This is a genomic window from Streptomyces sp. NPDC055140 (assembly GCF_053607285.1).
Genome location: NZ_JBSGTG010000001.1, coordinates 774552 through 790630 on the forward strand (window position 1 = coordinate 774552; position 16079 = coordinate 790630).

Annotated in this window: 13 protein-coding genes; 10 read left to right on the forward strand and 3 right to left on the reverse strand. The window is 74.3% G+C overall.

From position 1 onward, the window contains the following. The first annotated feature begins 8 nt into the window (after nucleotides 1-8). From ACWFR4_RS03635 to ACWFR4_RS03670, 8 genes are read left to right on the forward strand one after another with little or no spacing between them, the layout of a single operon-like run. A complete protein-coding gene (locus tag ACWFR4_RS03635) occupies nucleotides 9-1160 on the forward strand; it encodes a glycosyltransferase family 4 protein (RefSeq protein ID WP_453650556.1) in 1152 nt (383 codons plus the stop codon). Beyond that, nucleotides 1157-1906 (forward strand): class I SAM-dependent methyltransferase, encoded by a 750-nt coding sequence (locus tag ACWFR4_RS03640; protein ID WP_453457707.1) that lies wholly within the window; start codon nucleotides 1157-1159, stop codon nucleotides 1904-1906. The genes ACWFR4_RS03635 and ACWFR4_RS03640 overlap by 4 nt, the downstream gene beginning before the upstream one ends. After that, on the forward strand, nucleotides 1903-6030 hold the full coding sequence (locus tag ACWFR4_RS03645) for an alpha-(1->3)-arabinofuranosyltransferase domain-containing protein (protein ID WP_453650558.1): 4128 nt from the start codon (nucleotides 1903-1905) through the stop codon (nucleotides 6028-6030). The genes ACWFR4_RS03640 and ACWFR4_RS03645 overlap by 4 nt, the downstream gene beginning before the upstream one ends. After that, nucleotides 6027-7325 carry a condensation protein gene (locus ACWFR4_RS03650; RefSeq protein ID WP_453650560.1) on the forward strand — a complete coding sequence of 433 codons (1299 nt, stop codon included), beginning with the start codon at nucleotides 6027-6029 and terminating at the stop codon, nucleotides 7323-7325. Before ACWFR4_RS03645 ends, ACWFR4_RS03650 begins: the two co-directional genes overlap by 4 nt. Continuing rightward, the gene (locus tag ACWFR4_RS03655) at nucleotides 7322-8053 is read left to right on the forward strand and encodes a class I SAM-dependent methyltransferase (protein WP_453457715.1); all 732 of its coding nucleotides are present in this window, start codon (nucleotides 7322-7324) and stop codon (nucleotides 8051-8053) included. Before ACWFR4_RS03650 ends, ACWFR4_RS03655 begins: the two co-directional genes overlap by 4 nt. Before the next feature lie 14 nt (nucleotides 8054-8067). Beyond that, entirely contained in the window at nucleotides 8068-8997 is a 930-nt protein-coding gene (locus ACWFR4_RS03660) for a hypothetical protein (RefSeq protein WP_382998196.1), read from the forward strand. Continuing rightward, nucleotides 8984-9214 (forward strand): Trm112 family protein, encoded by a 231-nt coding sequence (locus ACWFR4_RS03665; RefSeq protein ID WP_356272668.1) that lies wholly within the window; start codon nucleotides 8984-8986, stop codon nucleotides 9212-9214. The genes ACWFR4_RS03660 and ACWFR4_RS03665 overlap by 14 nt, the downstream gene beginning before the upstream one ends. 23 nt (nucleotides 9215-9237) lie before the next feature. Beyond that, nucleotides 9238-9846, forward strand: coding sequence for a hypothetical protein (locus ACWFR4_RS03670; protein WP_453650562.1), 609 nt, complete (start codon nucleotides 9238-9240; stop codon nucleotides 9844-9846). On the opposite strand, the gene ACWFR4_RS03675 is transcribed toward ACWFR4_RS03670, so the two are convergent. Together ACWFR4_RS03675 and ACWFR4_RS03680 are read right to left on the reverse strand one after the other, a co-directional pair. After that, entirely contained in the window at nucleotides 9836-10738 is a 903-nt protein-coding gene (locus ACWFR4_RS03675; protein WP_453457719.1) for an ATP-grasp domain-containing protein, read from the reverse strand. The two genes, ACWFR4_RS03670 and ACWFR4_RS03675, sit on opposite strands and share 11 nt — an antisense overlap. 71 nt (nucleotides 10739-10809) lie before the next feature. Then, nucleotides 10810-11520: a FadR/GntR family transcriptional regulator gene (locus tag ACWFR4_RS03680; RefSeq protein ID WP_382997973.1), complete on the reverse strand. Its 711-nt coding sequence runs from the start codon at nucleotides 11518-11520 to the stop codon at nucleotides 10810-10812. Between the two features lie 168 nt (nucleotides 11521-11688). On the opposite strand from ACWFR4_RS03680, the gene ACWFR4_RS03685 reads away from it, so the two are divergent. Together ACWFR4_RS03685 and ACWFR4_RS03690 are read left to right on the forward strand one after the other, a co-directional pair. Further along, nucleotides 11689-13137 (forward strand): acyl-CoA synthetase, encoded by a 1449-nt coding sequence (locus ACWFR4_RS03685; protein WP_453650564.1) that lies wholly within the window; start codon nucleotides 11689-11691, stop codon nucleotides 13135-13137. Next, entirely contained in the window at nucleotides 13130-14482 is a 1353-nt protein-coding gene (locus tag ACWFR4_RS03690; RefSeq protein WP_453650566.1) for a carboxyl transferase domain-containing protein, read from the forward strand. The genes ACWFR4_RS03685 and ACWFR4_RS03690 overlap by 8 nt, the downstream gene beginning before the upstream one ends. A 379-nt stretch (nucleotides 14483-14861) precedes the next feature. Here the strand turns inward: ACWFR4_RS03690 and ACWFR4_RS03695 are convergent, their stop codons facing one another. Beyond that, nucleotides 14862-15734 carry an LLM class flavin-dependent oxidoreductase gene (locus tag ACWFR4_RS03695; protein WP_453457727.1) on the reverse strand — a complete coding sequence of 291 codons (873 nt, stop codon included), beginning with the start codon at nucleotides 15732-15734 and terminating at the stop codon, nucleotides 14862-14864. Nucleotides 15735-16079 lie beyond the last annotated feature (345 nt).

Genomic DNA, 16079 nt, shown 5'->3' on the forward strand with positions numbered 1-16079 from the left:
GAGCACCTATGCCCCAGCACGTGCCCACCCCCCTGCGCACGCCCCGCCCGGGCGACGCACGTCCCCACCCGGCGCTTCCCCCGCCGCCGCGCCGGATCGTCTTCCTCGCCCACCGCGACCTCGGCAATCCGGCCGCGGGCGGCTCCGAACTCCTCGTCGACCGGCTGGCCGACGGGCTGACCCGTCTGGGCCACGAGGTGACGCTGCTGTGCGGCGGGCCCGCCGCGTTCCGCGACTACCGCGTCGTGTCGGCGGGTGGCGACCTCGGCCACTACCTGCGGGCGCGCTCCGCGTTCGCCCGCCAGGTCGGCGACTGCGACCTGCTCGTGGAGGTGTGCAACGGCATGCCGTATCTGGCGCCGCTGTGGCACCGCGGCCCGACGCTGCGCCTGGTCAACCACGTCCACACCGATCTGTGGCGCATGCGCTTCGGCGGGCCGCTCGCGCCGGCCGCGCGGCTCGGGCGACGACTGGAGCACTGGGCGCTGTCCGGCGCCGAGCGCCGCGGTCTGCTGGTGGCCGTCTCGCCGTCGACGGCTACCGCGCTGCGGGCACTCGGCGTCGAACGCGAACGCATCCGCGTCGTCCACAACGGCGTCGAGGAGCCGGGCCCTCGCGCGGACCGCTCCCGTGAGCCGCTCTTCCTCGCGATGGGCCGGCTCGTCGAGTACAAGCGGATCGATCTGCTGCTGCGCCTGTGGGAACGGGTGCGGCCGGTCACCGGCGGCCGGCTCCTCATCGTCGGCGACGGACCCGAGCGGGACCGGCTGGAACAACTCGCGGGCCCCGGCGTCGAGTTCATGGGTCATGTCTCCGAGGCCGAGAAGAACCGGCTGCTGTGCGAGGCGTGGCTGCTGCTGCACCCCTCCGCCGTGGAGGGGTGGGGCCTGGTCGTCACGGAGGCCGCCGCGCGCGGGACCCCGGCGATCGGTTTCGACGTGCCGGGTCTGCGCGACTCCGTCGAGGACGGCGTCACGGGTCTTCTCGCACGGGGCGAGTCGTCGTTCGCGGCGGCCTGGTGCGCACTGGCCCTGTCCGGACAGCGGCGCCGGCTGATGGGCAAGGCCGCCGAGGAGCGCGCCGCGACCTTCCGCTGGGCGCACACGGTGCGGCAGTTCAGAGCCGTGGCCGCCGAGGCGGTGAGGAGCCCCGCGCCATGACGCACTCGACACGGACGTCCCCGCCCGACCCGTCGCTTCGCCGCTCGCTCGCCCTGTTCCGCGCGTTCCTGCGCGAACAGCAGGACCCCGAGGCCTGCTACTCCCTGCTGGCCCGCGACGCCGCCGACCAGGTCGAGGCGGTCTGCGGAGGCGTTGCGGGGAAGGTCGTCGTCGATGTGGGCGGCGGGTCCGGCTACTTCACGCGGGAGTTCCGCCGGCGCGGCGCGCACGGCTTCCTCTTCGAGCCCGACGCGCAGGAGCTGGGCGAGCGGCCGGCCGCGCCCGCTGTCGTGGCGGACGGCTATCTGCTGCCGCTCGCGGAGGGCGCGGCCGATGTCACGTTCTCCTCGAACGTCCTGGAGCACGTGGACGACCCGCAGACGTTCCTCAGCGAGCTGGTCCGGGTGACCCGGCCCGGCGGGATCGTCTATCTCTCGTTCACCAACTGGCTCTCCCCGTGGGGCGGTCACGAGTGGGCGCCCTGGCACTACCTGGGCGCCGACCGGGCCCACGCCCGCTACCAGCGGCGTACGGGCAGGCCGCCCAAGCACACGCTCGGCGAGAACCTCTTCGCGCATCACATCGGCCCGACGCTGCGCCAGGTCAGGGCCCGTGACGACATCACCGTCGTCTCCGCGCGCTCCCGCTACTGGCCGTTCCTCGCGGCGACCGTCGCGAAGGTGCCGGGCGTGCGCGAGTTCGCCACCTGGAACCTCCTCCTCATCCTCCGGCGGTGTTCTCCATGACGAGCACGGTCCAGGCGCCGCCCCCGGCGGCGTCCCGCCCCGCCCCCTCCCGGCCAGGACACGGGCGGGGGCCGCGCTCGCGGCGCTGGCTGCTGGCCTTCTGGGCGACACTGTTCGTGCTGTTCGTGGCGGTGTCGCCCGGGCGCATGACGTTCGACACGAAGCTGGGTGTCGCGCTCGACCCGTGGAAGTTCCTCACGGACCTGGGCGACCTGTGGCACGACCGGGCGGGCTTCGGCGGGATCTTCGACCAGTACGTGGGCTACTCGTTCCCGATGCTGCCCTACTACGGGCTCGCGCGGCTGACGCATCTGCCGGTGTGGCTGGCCGAGCGGCTGTGGCTGTCGATCATCGTGACGGTGGCGTTCTGGGGTGCCCTGCGCCTCGCGGAGCGCCTGAGGATCGGCAGCCCGCGGACCCGGCTGCTCGGCGCGATGGCCTACGCGCTGTGGCCGGCGTTCACGATCGTCGTCGGCTCGACGTCGGCGGCCGCCCTGCCGGGCGCGTTTCTGCCGTGGGTGCTGCTGCCGCTCACGAACGACCGCACGAGCGCGCGCGTCGCGGCGACGCGCTCGGCGCTCCTCATCCCGTTCATGGGCGGGGTGAACGCCGCGGCCACTCTCGCCTCCCTCCTCCCGGTGGGTCTCTATCTCCTCTCCCGCCCGGCGGGCCCGCGCCGCCGCAAGCTGATCGCGTGGTGGACCCCGTCGGTGATCCTCGCGACGGCCTGGTGGATCCTGCCGCTGCTCCTCCTGGGTGTGTACGGCGAGAACTTCCTTCCGTACGTGGAGACTTCGCAGACCACGACCGGCACCATGTCGGCCTCCGAGTCCCTGCGCGGCGCCGGGAACTGGGTGGCGTACCTGCACTTCGGCGAGGCCTGGCTGCCGGCGGGCTGGACGGTCGCGACGGCGGCCGTGACCGTCGTCGGGTCGGCGCTCGCGGCGGCCTTCGGGCTCGCGGGGCTCGCCCGCCGCGATCTGCCGGAACGCCGCTGGCTCGTCCTGACGGTCCTCACGGTCGCGCTGATCACCCTCGCGGGTTACGGCGGCGCGCTCGGCGCACCCTTCCACTCCACGGTGCAGTCCTGGCTGAACGGCGGCCTGGTCCCGTTCCGCAACATCTACAAGTTCCAGACCGGCCTCGGGCTCGCCCTGGCCTTCGGGCTGATGCATGTGACGGCGGTCGCGGCCGAGGCGCGCGGCGCCCGCCCTCTGCGCCACCGCCGGTACGCGCCCCTCCTGGCGGCGGTGCTGATCCTGCCGGGTCTCGCCTGGCCGTACCTCAACGGCTCGATCCTGCAACCGGGTTCGTTCCGCTCCCTGCCCGCGTACTGGGACACGACGGCGCACTGGTTGAAGAAGTACTCGCCCGACTCGCGCGCCCTCGTCGTGCCCGCCACCGCGCACGGCATCTACACCTGGGGCTCCCCCATCGACCAGCCCCTCGACGTCCTCGCCGACTCGCCCTGGGCGCAGCGCGACTACGTCCCGTTCGGCACGCCCGGCAACCGCCGCGCCCTCGACGCCGTCGAGCAGGCCCTGACCACCGGCGGTGAAGTCCCCGGCCTCCAGGACTACTTGAGCCGGGCGGGCCTGCACTTCGTCGTCGTACGGGGCGACCTCGACCCCGACCAGCTGGGCTACGTACCGACCGCGACCGTCAAGCGCACCCTGGAGGAGTCCGGGTACCGGCGCGTCACCGGGTTCGGGCCCGTCACGACCGGCGGGCGCATCGCCGAGGGCACCCCGCTCCAGGTCGAGGGGCTCTATCCGCGCCGGCGGGCGGTGGAGATCTACGCGCCCGGCTCCGCGCGGCGCCCCGGCCAGGCCGCCCTGCTGCCGGTCTCCGGCACGGCGGAGGTCAGCGGCGGCCCCGAGTCGCTCCTGCCGCTGTCCGCCGACCCGGCGATGCGCGGCAGGCCCACCGTCCTGGCCGGCGACAACCACCCGGGCATCGGTACGCCCGCGCTGCGTACGGCCGGTGACGGCCTTCGCCGCGCCGACACCCGCTTCGGTCTGGTCGGCTCCAACACCTCGTACACGTACACGCCGACCGAGCACAACTCCCCGGGCAGCACGCAGGACCCGGGGGCGAAGCCACGGCAGATCCTGCCGGGCGAAGGGATCCGCCATCAGACGACCGCCGTGCTGCGCGGCGCCGCGCAGGTCACGGCGTCGTCGAGCGGGAACTGGCTGTTCCACCTGCCGCAGTACGACCCGGTGAACGCGTTCGACGGGAACCCGGACACGGCGTGGGCGGAGGGCACGCCGGGCACGCCCGACGGGCAGTGGCTGCGGATCGCCTTCTCATCGAAGACACCCGTGCCCGGCACGCTCCAGGTGACTCCCCTGCCGCAGGAGGGAGTCAGGGCCGCGCCGACCCGGATCCGCGTACGGACAGAAACAGGCTCGGCCACCTCGACCCTTCAGCCGAACGGCAAGCGCCAGACCGTCAAGGCGCCTGCGGGCAGAAGCAGTTGGCTGCGGATCACGATCCTGGGCGCGCAGGCGGGGCACACGGGTCTCGCGGGCGCGGGCTTCTCGGACGTCGACATCCCGGGCGTCCAGGTGACCCGGCTGCTTCGGCTGCCCCAGGACTCCACGGACGCGCAGCAGTTCAGTTTCCACGCCACCACCGAGGAGCCGAACCTCGGGCGCCGGTTCACGACCGCCGAAGGCGGCACGTACACCCTCAGGTCGAGCGCGCGGCCCGCTCCGGGCGACGCGTTCGACAAGCTCCTCTACGAGGTGGCGCCCGATCAGCGCCGCCGCGTCACGGCCACTGCGGACTCCACGTCCGCGCTCGGCGGCGACCTGTCGGCGCGCAATCTCACGGACGGCGACCTGACCACGGCCTGGATCGCGGGCGACCGGCCCACCATCCATCTGCGCTGGCCGGACAAGCAGCCGGTGGGAGAAGTCGTACTCGCCGCCGCCGGCGGCCTCTCCACCCGCCCCGAGAAGATCGAGATCAGCTCGCCCGACGGGGCGGCCGTGGCGGGCGTCGACGAGAACGGCGTGGCCCGCTTCGACCCGATCACCACGGACCGCCTGGACATCACCGTCACCGCGACCGCTCCCCTCACCGTCCACAACCCGGTGGCGGACGCCGATCTGCAACTGCCGGTGGGGCTGACGGAGGCGTACCTCCCGGCGCTCGACCAGTACCGCACCCCGCAGCCGTCGCCCACCCGCAAGTTCAGCCTGCCGTGCGGCAAGGGCCCGGACGTCACGGTCGACGGCACACGCCACCGGACCGGCGCGAGGGGAACGGTCAGGGACCTCGTGGAGCGCCGCCCGATCGACGTGACGCTGTGCGGGCAGACCCCCGCGTCGCTGGCGCTCCCCACCGGCACCCACACCCTGGAGACACCACAGGACAAGGGCCCCCTCCGCCTCACCGACGCCACCCTCACCCGCACCGACGCACCCTCCACCACCCCGCCCGCCGGCCGCGCCCTGCGCGTCCGCGACTGGCTCGGCGACCGCAGGGAGGTGACCGTCGGCACCGGCCCCGCCACCTATCTGACGACATACGAGAACGTCAACGACGGCTGGAAGGCGACCCTCGACGGCAAGGAGCTGACCCCCTTGCGCCTGGACGGCTGGCAGCAGGGCTTCCTCGTCCCCCAGGGCGCGGGCGGCACCGTGAAGCTGAGCTACGAACCGGCGCGGACGTACGAGGCGGGGCTGTTCGGCGGGGCCGCGGGCGTGCTCGCGCTGGCCGGGATCGCCCTCTTCCGGCGGCGTGCCGCGACCACGGATGTGACGCCGCCCGCCGCGCCGCCCGGGCTGCTGCTCGGCACGGTGGCGCTCACCCTGGTCGGCGCGGTGATCGCGGGTCCGCTCGCGCTGCTCGTCCCGGCGCTCGCGCTCGTGGCGTGGCGGCGGCACGCGCTCCTCGTCCCGATCGCGTTCCTGGCGATGGCGGGCGCGGGCATCGCCGCCGCGGTGGGAGCCGGGGAACCGTCCCGGTCGTCCGCGGGCGCCTTCGGCCCGGTGGCCCAACTCCTCGCGCTGGTCGCCCTGTTCGCGGCGCTGGCGACCACCCGCAGGCCGGCGAGGACCCCGGCCGATCCGTCGCGGCCGCCCGGCGGCCCCTCGCAGGAAGGATCGGCATGAGCGTGCCGGCCCCTGTCGCGCCGCGGCGCGTCCCGTTTCCCGTGGTCGACGAGGTCGCCCGGCACTGTCTCCAGGACGAGGAGCCGGAGACCGTCCACATCGAGGTCCACCTGCCGGGCACCCCGGACCCCGCTCGGCTGACGACCGCCTTCGCCGAGGCGCTGCGCCGCCATCCGCGCATCCTGATGCGGGAGGCGGCGGGCCCCTGGTACCGGCGGCGCTACGAGTGGGAGCTGACCCGTGGCCCCGATGTGGACGTGGTCACCTTCCCGCCGCCGGGACCGGACGCGCTCAAGGAAGCCCGGACGCGCGCGCTGACGCACGCCCCGCCGCTGACCGCGTCGCCGCCGATCCGTCTGGAGGTGGTGCGGGAGCGGAAGGACGGTGCCGCGGTCCTCTTCCTCACCATCAACCACACCGCTCTGGACGGCCCGGCCTGTCTGCGCGTCCTCGCGACGGCGGCCGAGATCTACGGGGGCCACGACGACGCCCCCGGCGCGCCTGCGCCACACCGGGCGCCGCCGGGGGCGCCGGGGCCCGCCCTGCGCGGACCCTCGCCGTGGACCCCGCCGGCCCGCGTCGCCCCCGGCACCCCCGACACCTCTCCCGCCGTCCCGCCCGGCAACGGCCTCCTGGTCGCGGACCTGCCCGTGCCGCACCGGCCCGCCGGCGCCCCGTACACCGTCAACGACCAGCTCATGGCCGCCACCGCCCTGATGATCACGCACTGGAACCGGGAGCACGGCGCGCGCCCGCGCCCCCTGCGCATCACGATGCCGGTGGACGACCGGCCCCGGGGCGCGGACATGCCCATCGGCAACGGCACCCGTCTCGTCGAAGTCACCTTCGAACCACAGGAGTTGACCTCCACGGGCATTCCGCTCCTGCTGCACCGCACCTCGGTCCGCACGCGCGCGCTCAAGGCCCTCGACCGGCCCCAGCTCGGTCACGGCGCCGCCCTCCTCACCGCTCCGCTCGCCCCGGTCGCCTGGCGCGCCGCGGTCACCCGCGGGCTGCGCAGGGCAGCCGCACCCTGGACGTCGACCACGCTGCTCAGCAACATCGGCCGCGTCCCCTACCCGCTCGACTTCGGCGACGCGGGCCGCGCCCGCGCCGTCTGGTTCTCGGCCCCCGCGCGCATGCCGCGCGGCCTGACCGTGACGACCGCGTCCACGGCGGGCCGGCTGCACCTCGCCCTGCGCTGGTCGCGCACCCTGCTCGGACCGGGCGACGGCGACCGGCTGCGAGACCTGTTCGAGCACTACCTGCACGCGACGCAGGAGGCGACGCCATGACCACCACGTCCGCCCCGCCCGGGCTGCGGGACTTCTACGAGGACCCGGCAACCCCGGTCGCCTCCGGCGAACAGCGCTCCCACCGCCAGGCCCGCGCGCTCGCCGCCGCGCTCGGCCGGCCCGCGCCCTTCCCCGCCACGGTCGTCGACATCGGCTGCGGCGACGGACAGGCCGCGGCCACCGCGGCACCGCTCCTCGGGGGCCACCGCATCGTCGGCGTCGACTGGTCACAGGACGCCCTCAAGCGGGCCAGGGCCCGTATCCCGGACGTGGTGCGCGGTGAACTCACCGCGAGCGGGCTGCCGTTCGCGGCGGGATCCGCCGACGCCGTCCTGTTCAGCGAGGTGATCGAGCACCTCGTCGACCCCGATGCCGCGCTCGACGAGATCCGCCGGATCCTGCGCCCGGGCGGCCATCTCATGCTGTCCACGCCGAACCTCGCCGCCTGGTACAACCGGGCGCTGCTGCTCGCCGGGGTGCAGCCCGTCTTCTCCGAGGTCAGCCTGCGCGCCGTGCACGGCCGCCCGGGCAGCGAGGTCGTGGGCCATCTGCGGCTGTACACGGCCCGCGCGCTGCGCTCGTTCGTCGCCGCGGCGGGCTTCGACGTCGTACGGGTCACGGGCGCGCCCTTCCACGGGGTGCCGCGCCCGCTGCGCCCCCTGGACCGGCTGGCCTGCGCGGCGCCGTCCCTCTCCTCGATCCTCCTGCTGCACGCCAGGAAGTCGTGAGCGGGATGACCGCCATGTGGTGGGGCGTCGGCGCGGCGCTGCTCGCGAACGTCCTCTACAGCACCGGGTTCGTCCTGGAGAAGCGGGCACTCGCCGCGCTGCCTCAGGTGAGCGTGCGCCGCCCGGCCCACCTGGTGCGCCTCGTCGCCGGCAGCCCCCTGTGGCTCGGCGGCTCCCTGGCCCTGGCCGCCGGGTTCGGGGCACAGCTCGCGGTCTACCGAACGCTTCCCATCGCTGCCGCACAGGCCATCTTCGTCTCCGGCCTCGTCCTCCTGCTGCTCCTGTCCTCGGCGCTCCTCGGGGAGCGCACGACGGGCCGGGAGCGGTACGCGATCGGAGCGATCCTCGCCGCGCTCCTGATGGTCGTACTCTCCCTGCGCCAGGGCAGCGACACGGTCAGCAAGGGCGCACCCGCCGCGCTGATCCTCGGGGTGTGCGTGCCGACGCTCGCGGCGGGGCTCCTCCTGTACGGCCTCGCCGAGCGCAGAACGCGCCGCCGGCACCGCCTCCCGACGACCGGCGTCGAGTACGGGGTCGCGGTGGGCCTGCTCTACGGCGTGAGCTCACTGGCCATCAAGGGGGTGGCGGGGTATCTGACCACGGACCGGCTCGGCGCGGCCGCGCTGCACCTGCTGACCTCGCCGTACCCCTATCTCCTGCTGTGCACGGGCGGGTTCGGGCTCGTCATGTCGCAGGCGGCGCTCCAGCGGTGCCGCGCCTCCCTGATCGTGCCGGTGTGCTCGACGGTCACGTGCCTGTTCACGGCCGTGCTCGGCACGCTCGCGTTCGGCGAGTCACTGCCGCGCGAGCCGGTGCCCCTGGCCCTGCGCCTGACCGGCACGGTCCTCGCCGTGTCCGTACTGCTCCTCATGCCGAAGCACGACGACCAGCCGCCCCCACCACCCTCGCCCACCAAGGAGTTGGCCCACCGTGAAGCCCGATGACCCGCTGCTGAGGATCCTGGCCTGCCCGCTCGACAAGGGCCCGCTGCACCTCCTCCCGCCCGAGGAGGACGCCCTCTTGTCGGGCGAGGCGCTCTACAACCCCCGGCTGCGGCGCCGCTACCCGATCGTCGACGGCATCCCCCAGCTCCTGCCCTCGTCGGGCGAGCAGATCCCGGAGGACGAGCACGAGCGGCTGCTCGATCGGATGTCGCCCTGACGGCGCGGCCGCCGTGCGCGACCATGGGCCGTATGTCAGCGCGACGCGGGCCCGCCCCCACCGGTGAGCCCTTCACGGTCACCGACTTCCAGCTGGTCCTGCTGCGCCGCATGGCGGACCACAACCCGGGGCTGGTGGAGGAAGCGCGCCGGGAACTCGGCGCGTCGGTGGCGCAGATGCGGGAGGCGAACCGCCGCTACCAGGCCAGGCGCCACGTGAGGGGCCCGCTCACCACCCGGTCCCTGTACCGCTCACTCCTCGGCACCCCCGAACAGACCGTCACCCGGCAGATCGGGGACCTGACCTGCGAGGCCCTCCAGTGGCGAGTGCCGCTCTGGCCCGGTCTGCTCTTCGAGGCCCTGGCCGGCCCGAACGGCGTGGTGTGGAACGAGTGGCTGGTCCGGGCCCCCGGCGCGCCCGCGCCCACGCTCCGCACCCTCGACGACCTCGTCCCCTGGTCCTGCACCGTGGACGAGGTGTCCGAGGCGTTCCCGCCCGCCCGCCCGCTGGAGGGCTCGGCGCCCACGCGCTGGGGCCTCGCCTTCGCGGCGCCGGACGCGCAGGGGACGCTTCGGGAGGTCAGGGCGGAGTTCACCTACGGGCTGCTCCAGCGCTGGACGCTCAGCGGCTGACGCCGGCGGCCACCTCGATGATCGCGTCGGCGACGACCGGCAGGGAGCCGGGGTGGACCGTGCCGAGGAACAGGTTGGGTTCGACGAGCTCCAGCTCCATGACGCACGGCTTCCCGTCGTTCCCGTCGACCAGGTCGACGCGCGCGTAGAGCAGGTCGGGGGCGCCCGGCACGGCGGCCAGCGCCCGCTCCGCCACGTCGAGTTCGGCGGCCGTGGGCTCCCAGGGCTCCAGCGCCGGGTGGGGCGTCTTGTGCGCGTCGTAGGCCACACCCTCGGCGAGGACGGCGCCCTTGCGGATGGCGTGCAGGAAGCGTCCGCCGCAGAAGACGACGGCGCGCTCGCCGGTGACGTCGATGTTCGTGACGTAGGGCTGCACCATCGCGGTGAGGCCTTCACCGTGCATGCGGTCGAGCTGGCGCAGGGCGGTGTCGCTCTCTTCGGGCCGGTAGCGGCCCGCGAGCCGGGCGCCCGCGCCCGCGGTCGGCTTGATCACGTACTCGCGGTCGGCGGGCAGCTCGGGGGTGTCGCCCGGCGCGAAGTAGCGGGTGGGGACGACGGGCACCCCGCGTCCGGCCAGTTCACCCAGGTACCGCTTGTCGGTGTTCCAGCGCACGACGTCCGCCGGGTTGGCGAGCCGGGTGAGTGTCGAGCACCGGTCGGCCCACGCGACGAACTCGGCGGTGCGCCAGCTGTAGTCCCAGGTGGAGCGGATGACGGCGAGGTCGAACGAGGCCCAGTCGACCTCGGGGTCGTCCCAGAACACGGTCTCGGCCTCGGCGCCCCGCTCACTCAGCGCCTTCACGAGCGGCGGCAGGTCCCCGTCGATCTCGATGCCGGGCCGGCTGGTCACCAGAGCGATCCGGCTCGTGCTGTCGTCGGGGGCGTCTGCCACGGGAACTCCATGCGTCGGTGGGGTCGTACGAATAGCGCTCCGCACGCTAACAACCCCCTGGCGGGTACCGGCTACTCGCCCTCGTCCGGGTCCCAGTCCAGGAGCCGCACCTTCGCCACGGTCCGTACATGGCGGCGCATCGCCGCCGCGGCCTGTGCGGGGCGGCCCGTCTCGATCGCTTCGAGGATCGCCCGGTGCTGGGCGAGGGAGCGGGCGGGGCGGCGCGGCTGGCGCAGGGACTCGGTGCGGGACTCGGTGACCTGGTCGGCGATGGACCGCATGAACTCGGCGAGGAGCGCGCTGTGGGCGGCCGCGGTGACGGCCGCGTGGAAGAGCCGGTCGCCCTCGACGCCGTGGCCGCCCTCCTCGATGTCGGCGGCCATGCGGTCGAGCGCCTTGTGCAGGGCGGCGAGGTCCTCGTCGGTGCGGCGTTCGGCGGCCAGTTCGGCGAGCTTGGTCTCCAGGGCCTCGCGGGCCTCCAGGACGTCGGGCAGCCGGCGCCTGCGTTCCACCATGTGCTCGACGGGCTCCGCGTCGAGGCTGTCGCGCATGAGGTACGTGCCGCCGCCGTGCCGGGCCTCCACCAGGCCCTGGACCTCCAGGACGACGATGGCCTGCTTCACGGAGGCGCGGCTCACGCCGAGGCGGGCGGCCAGGTCGCGCTCGGGCGGGAGGCGGTCACCGGCGCGCAGGCCGCCCTCGGCGACGTAGGCGCGCAGCCGGTCGAGGACCTGCTCGTACAGGCGCGGTCTGGCCGTCATCGGCCGCAGTGCGTCGGTCATGGGGCCCTCCTCCCTGGGGTTCCGCAGCGTAACAGCGGACCGAAGAAATGGCCCAGTGGCTGAACCAATCTTCTGGCGCGTCCTTGACGTACGGGCAACGCCACCCCCACATTGGTTCAGCCACTTGGCCACTGCCGTCACTGTCGACCGCCGCTAGGAGCGCCACCCGTGTCCAGTCTCTTCCCCGCCCTGGCCCACGACCCCGACCGCCCCGCCCTGCGCTTCGGCGACCGTTCCCTCACCTACGGGGAGCTGGCCTCGGCGGCCGGAGCCCTGGCCGCGCGCCTCGACGGCGCGAGCCGGGCCGCCGTGTGGGCGACGCCCACCCTGGAGACCGCCGTCGGCGTCGTCGCGGCGCTGCTCGCGGGCGTGCCCGCCGTGCCGCTCAACCCGAAGTCCGGCAGCGGCGAACTGGCGCACATCGTGGCCGACAGCGCCCCGGACGTCGTGCTCGCCGCGCCGGGGACCGAACTCCCGGACGCGCTCGACGACCTGCGGTTCGTCGCCATCGACGTGGACGCGTCGGGTCCGGCCGGCGAGTGGCCCGAGCCGGACGCGTCGGCGCCCGCGTTCGTCGTCTACACCTCCGGCACGACGGGCCCGCCCAAGGGCGCGGTCCTGCCGCGCCGCGCGGTCACCTCGACCCTGGACGCGCTCCGGGACGCCTGGGAGTGGACCGGCGACGACGTCCTGGTGCACGGTCTGCCGCTGTTCCACGTGCACGGCCTGATCCTGGGGATCCTCGGCCCGCTGCGCCGCGGCGGATCGGTGCGCCACCTGGGCCGGTTCAGCACGGAGGGTGTGGCGCGCGAGCTCGGCAGCGGGGCGACCATGCTGTTCGGGGTGCCGACGATGTACCACCGCATCGCCGAGGCACTGCCCGCCGAGCCGGAGCTGGTGAAGGCCCTGTCCGGGGCGCGGCTCCTGGTGTCCGGTTCCGCGGCGCTGCCCGTGCACGACCACGAGCGGATCGCCGCCGCGACGGGCCGCCGCGTCATCGAGCGGTACGGGATGACGGAGACCCTGATGAACACGAGCGTGCGGGCGGACGGCGAGGCGCGGGCGGGCACGGTCGGCGTGCCGCTGCCGGGCGTCTCGGTGCGGCTCGTGGAGGAGGACGGCGTCACGGAGATCCCGGCCGGCGACCCGGAGGCGGTCGGCGAGATCCAGGTCAGGGGCCCGAACCTCTTCACCGAGTACCTGAACCGGCCCGACGCGACGGCCGGCGCGTTCGCCGAGGGCGGCTGGTTCCGCACCGGCGACATGGCGGTCCGCGACCCGGACGGCTATGTCCGCATCGTGGGCCGCAAGGCCACCGACCTCATCAAGAGCGGTGGCTACAAGATCGGCGCGGGCGAGATCGAGAACGCGCTCCTGGAGCACCCCGGGGTGAGCGAGGCCGCCGTCACCGGCGAGCCCGACGACGACCTCGGCGAGCGCATCGTGGCCTGGATCGTCCCGGCCGACGCCGAACAACCCCCGGCTGCCGACGAGTTGGCCTCCCATGTCGCAGACCGTCTCGCCCCGCACAAGCGCCCGCGCGTGGTGCGCTACCTGGAGGCGCTGCCCCGCAACGACATGGGCAAGATCATGAAGCGGGCGCTCCCCCGTGGCTGACACCGTGAGACTCTCCGCCCGCGAGGCCCTCGCCGCGGTCACCGACCCGGGCACCTTCACCGAACTGCCCGCCCCCGACGGCACGTACGCGCCCGACGGGCCGCTCTCCTGGGACGGCTACGACGCGGCGCGGGCACGGGCCACCGCCCGCACCGGCGAGGCCGAGTCCGTCGTGTGCGGGACGGCGTCGGTCGGCGGGACCAGGGCCGTACTGGTCTCCTTCGAGTTCGGCTTCCTCGGCGGCTCGCTCGGCGAGCGCACCGGCGACCGCATAGAGGCCGCGTACACGTTCGCCCGCGCACACCGGCTCCCTGTCGTGCCGCTGGTCGCGACGGGCGGCAGCCGGATGCAGGAGGGCATGCGGGCGCTGGTCCAACTCCAGCGCGTGGCACGGCAGTCGGCTCTCACCCGGGAGGCCGGCCTGGCGCAGGTGGCGGTGCTGCGCGACCCGACGACGGGCGGCGGCTGGGCGACGCTCGGCGCGGGCGCCGATGTGATCCTGGCGCTCGAGTCGGCGCAGGTGGGCTTCGCGGGCTCGCGGGTCAGGCCGGCGGACGCGGACCCGGCGGCGTACTCGGCACACGGCCAGTTCGCGGCCGGCGCCGTCGACGCGGTGGTGCGCCAGGACGACCTGGCGGGGACCCTCGCCGGGTGGCTGCGGCTGCTCACGCGCCCGTCCGACGACCCCGCCCCGGTCCCGTACGCGCTCGGCCGTGGCGATCTGCCCGCCACGGGCCGCGACGCCGTACGCCGCGCCCGGGCCACCGAACGGCCCCGCGCGGACGCCTACTTGGACGCCTACTTCACATCCCGGGCCACGGTCGGCGGCGACCGCTGCGGCGGTACCGACGACGGCGTGCTGTGCGGTTTCGGGGAGAGCGCGCGGGACGGCAGGACGGTCGCATACGCCGCGCAGCTCGGCACGGCGACGCGTCCGGCCGGCTACCGGACAGCGGCGCGTCTGGTGCGGCTAGCCGGGCGGCTCGGTGTGCCCGTGCTGACGCTGGTGGACACGCCGGGCGCGGCCAACGACGCGGAGGCGGAGCGGTCCGGGGCAGGCGCTGCCATCGCGGACCTGTTCACGGCGCTCGCCGCGTCTCCGGTCCCGGTCACCACGCTGGTCGTGGGCGAGGGCGGCTCGGGCGGGGCGCTCGCCCTGGCAGCGCCGGAGAACACCTGGGCGACGCCGGACAGCTACTTCTCCGTCATCGCGCCCGAACTCGCCGCCGCGATCCTCAAGCGCGACCCGGGCGAGACGGACGCGACGGCCGACCAACTCCATCTCAGGCCGCAGGACTTGGTGGAGCTGGGCGTGGTGCGCGGCATCGCGGAGACGGCACCGTGAGCATCTCCGCACGGCATGACGAGGCATCATGAGGCCTCGCAAATACGAACAGGGGAGCAGTTGTTCCCTGGAACAGGTGATCGTGCCGCCAGGAATTGCATGAGACATCGGTGACCAACAATGCTTACGGTGCGCAACCAACGGGCTGCAGACCGTAATTGCGAACCCGGCCCATGTCCCATACGTGGCCGGGAAGTTGGTCCCACACATGCAACACCGCTAGGAGAAAGCGCCACCATGAACCTGATCACCGACATCCTCGCCGGCCTCGCCCACTTCATCGGCTGGCTCGTCTGACGCCAGACCGCGCAGGTCACGCGGAGTCAACCGCGGCGGCGCCGTCTCCCCCGGTCCCACGGGGAGGCGGCGCCGCCGCGCGTCACGCCCCGCACACCGCGGCCGCGTCCGTGAGGGCACGCAGCCGCGGAAGGATCTCACCGGCGACGCGGGCCGGCTCGCCGGGACCCGTACAGCCGTAGAGGACGAACTCGTCGATGCCGAGCTGCCGGTAGGCGAACAGCCGCCGCGCCACCTCGTCGTACGTACCGACGACCGCGTCCCCCGCCGGTCCGCTCCTGCCGTCGTCCAGGATCCGGTCCGCCGCGTCCCGCGCCTCGGACACCTCGGCGCGGCCCACCAGGCGCAGGCGGAGCCCGTACCGCAGCCGCGGATTCCGGTCCCGCGAGCGGGCCACGCGCTCCGCGACGACGGCCGGCGGCGCGCTCCTCACCAGCCGCACATCGGCCCGCCGGGCCGCGATGCCGTCGGCAGCCTTGGATTCACCCCCGAAGTAGAGCGGCACCGGATGCTCGACGGCCGGGTCGCTCAACTGGGCGCCCTCGACCTGCACATGCTCGCCCTGGAAGTCGATACGCCTGCCGTCGAGCAGGTCGCGCACGACGGCCATCACCTCGTCGGTGCGCCCGTAACGCTGGTCGTGGGTCAGCCCGGCGCCGTGCGCGCCGACGTCGAGCCTGAGGCGGCCGCCCGCGAACCGGCGGAACGCGTCGGCCTGCTGGGCGATGACGGTGGGGCCCGCGCTGCCGGTGGGCAGCGCGACGAGGAAGCCGATCCGCTCGGTGCGTCGACAGAGCCCGGACGCGAGCGCCCACGGGTCGGGGCCGCCGGCCGGCATCGAGAGCGAGTCGAACCCGGCGCGCTCCGCGGCCAGGGCCGTGGGGGCCAGCGAGTCGATGTCGGCCGGCCGCCGGGCCGGCAGGTACCAGTGCAGCAGAGGGTGGTTCTCGGGCATGACGACACCTCGGGAATCGCGCGGGGGCGTGGACTACTGCGGGAACGGACACGGGGCCGCGGGAGCGGCATACGGGACAGGGACGCGGGCGGACCGGGCGAGGGGATGCCTCGCCGGAGTGCCTCAGGAAAGGGCGTCGGTGCCGGAAGCGGCCGGACAGAGCATCGTCGACACACGCAGAAGATCCACGTGGCGGCGCGAGACGAGCACGCGCGAGACGAGTACCGGAGCCATGCACGCATCCTGTCCGCGGCCACAGCGCCCCCACAAGGGCGTTCCCGCATGGCGGACAGCGGCGTATCACTGGGTGGACGGAAAGGGGGCTGAGACGCACGCGAAGGCCCG

Coding starts and splice junctions, on each gene's coding strand:
- ACWFR4_RS03655 (WP_453457715.1), top strand. CDS start 7,322: ATGACCACCACGTCCGCCCCGCCCGGGCTGCGGGACTTCTACGAGGAC.
- ACWFR4_RS03640 (WP_453457707.1), top strand. CDS start 1,157: ATGACGCACTCGACACGGACGTCCCCGCCCGACCCGTCGCTTCGCCGC.
- ACWFR4_RS03660 (WP_382998196.1), top strand. CDS start 8,068: ATGTGGTGGGGCGTCGGCGCGGCGCTGCTCGCGAACGTCCTCTACAGC.
- ACWFR4_RS03645 (WP_453650558.1), top strand. CDS start 1,903: ATGACGAGCACGGTCCAGGCGCCGCCCCCGGCGGCGTCCCGCCCCGCC.
- ACWFR4_RS03695 (WP_453457727.1), bottom strand. CDS start 15,734: ATGCCCGAGAACCACCCTCTGCTGCACTGGTACCTGCCGGCCCGGCGG.
- ACWFR4_RS03650 (WP_453650560.1), top strand. CDS start 6,027: ATGAGCGTGCCGGCCCCTGTCGCGCCGCGGCGCGTCCCGTTTCCCGTG.
- ACWFR4_RS03670 (WP_453650562.1), top strand. CDS start 9,238: ATGGGCCGTATGTCAGCGCGACGCGGGCCCGCCCCCACCGGTGAGCCC.
- ACWFR4_RS03680 (WP_382997973.1), bottom strand. CDS start 11,520: ATGACCGACGCACTGCGGCCGATGACGGCCAGACCGCGCCTGTACGAG.
- ACWFR4_RS03635 (WP_453650556.1), top strand. CDS start 9: ATGCCCCAGCACGTGCCCACCCCCCTGCGCACGCCCCGCCCGGGCGAC.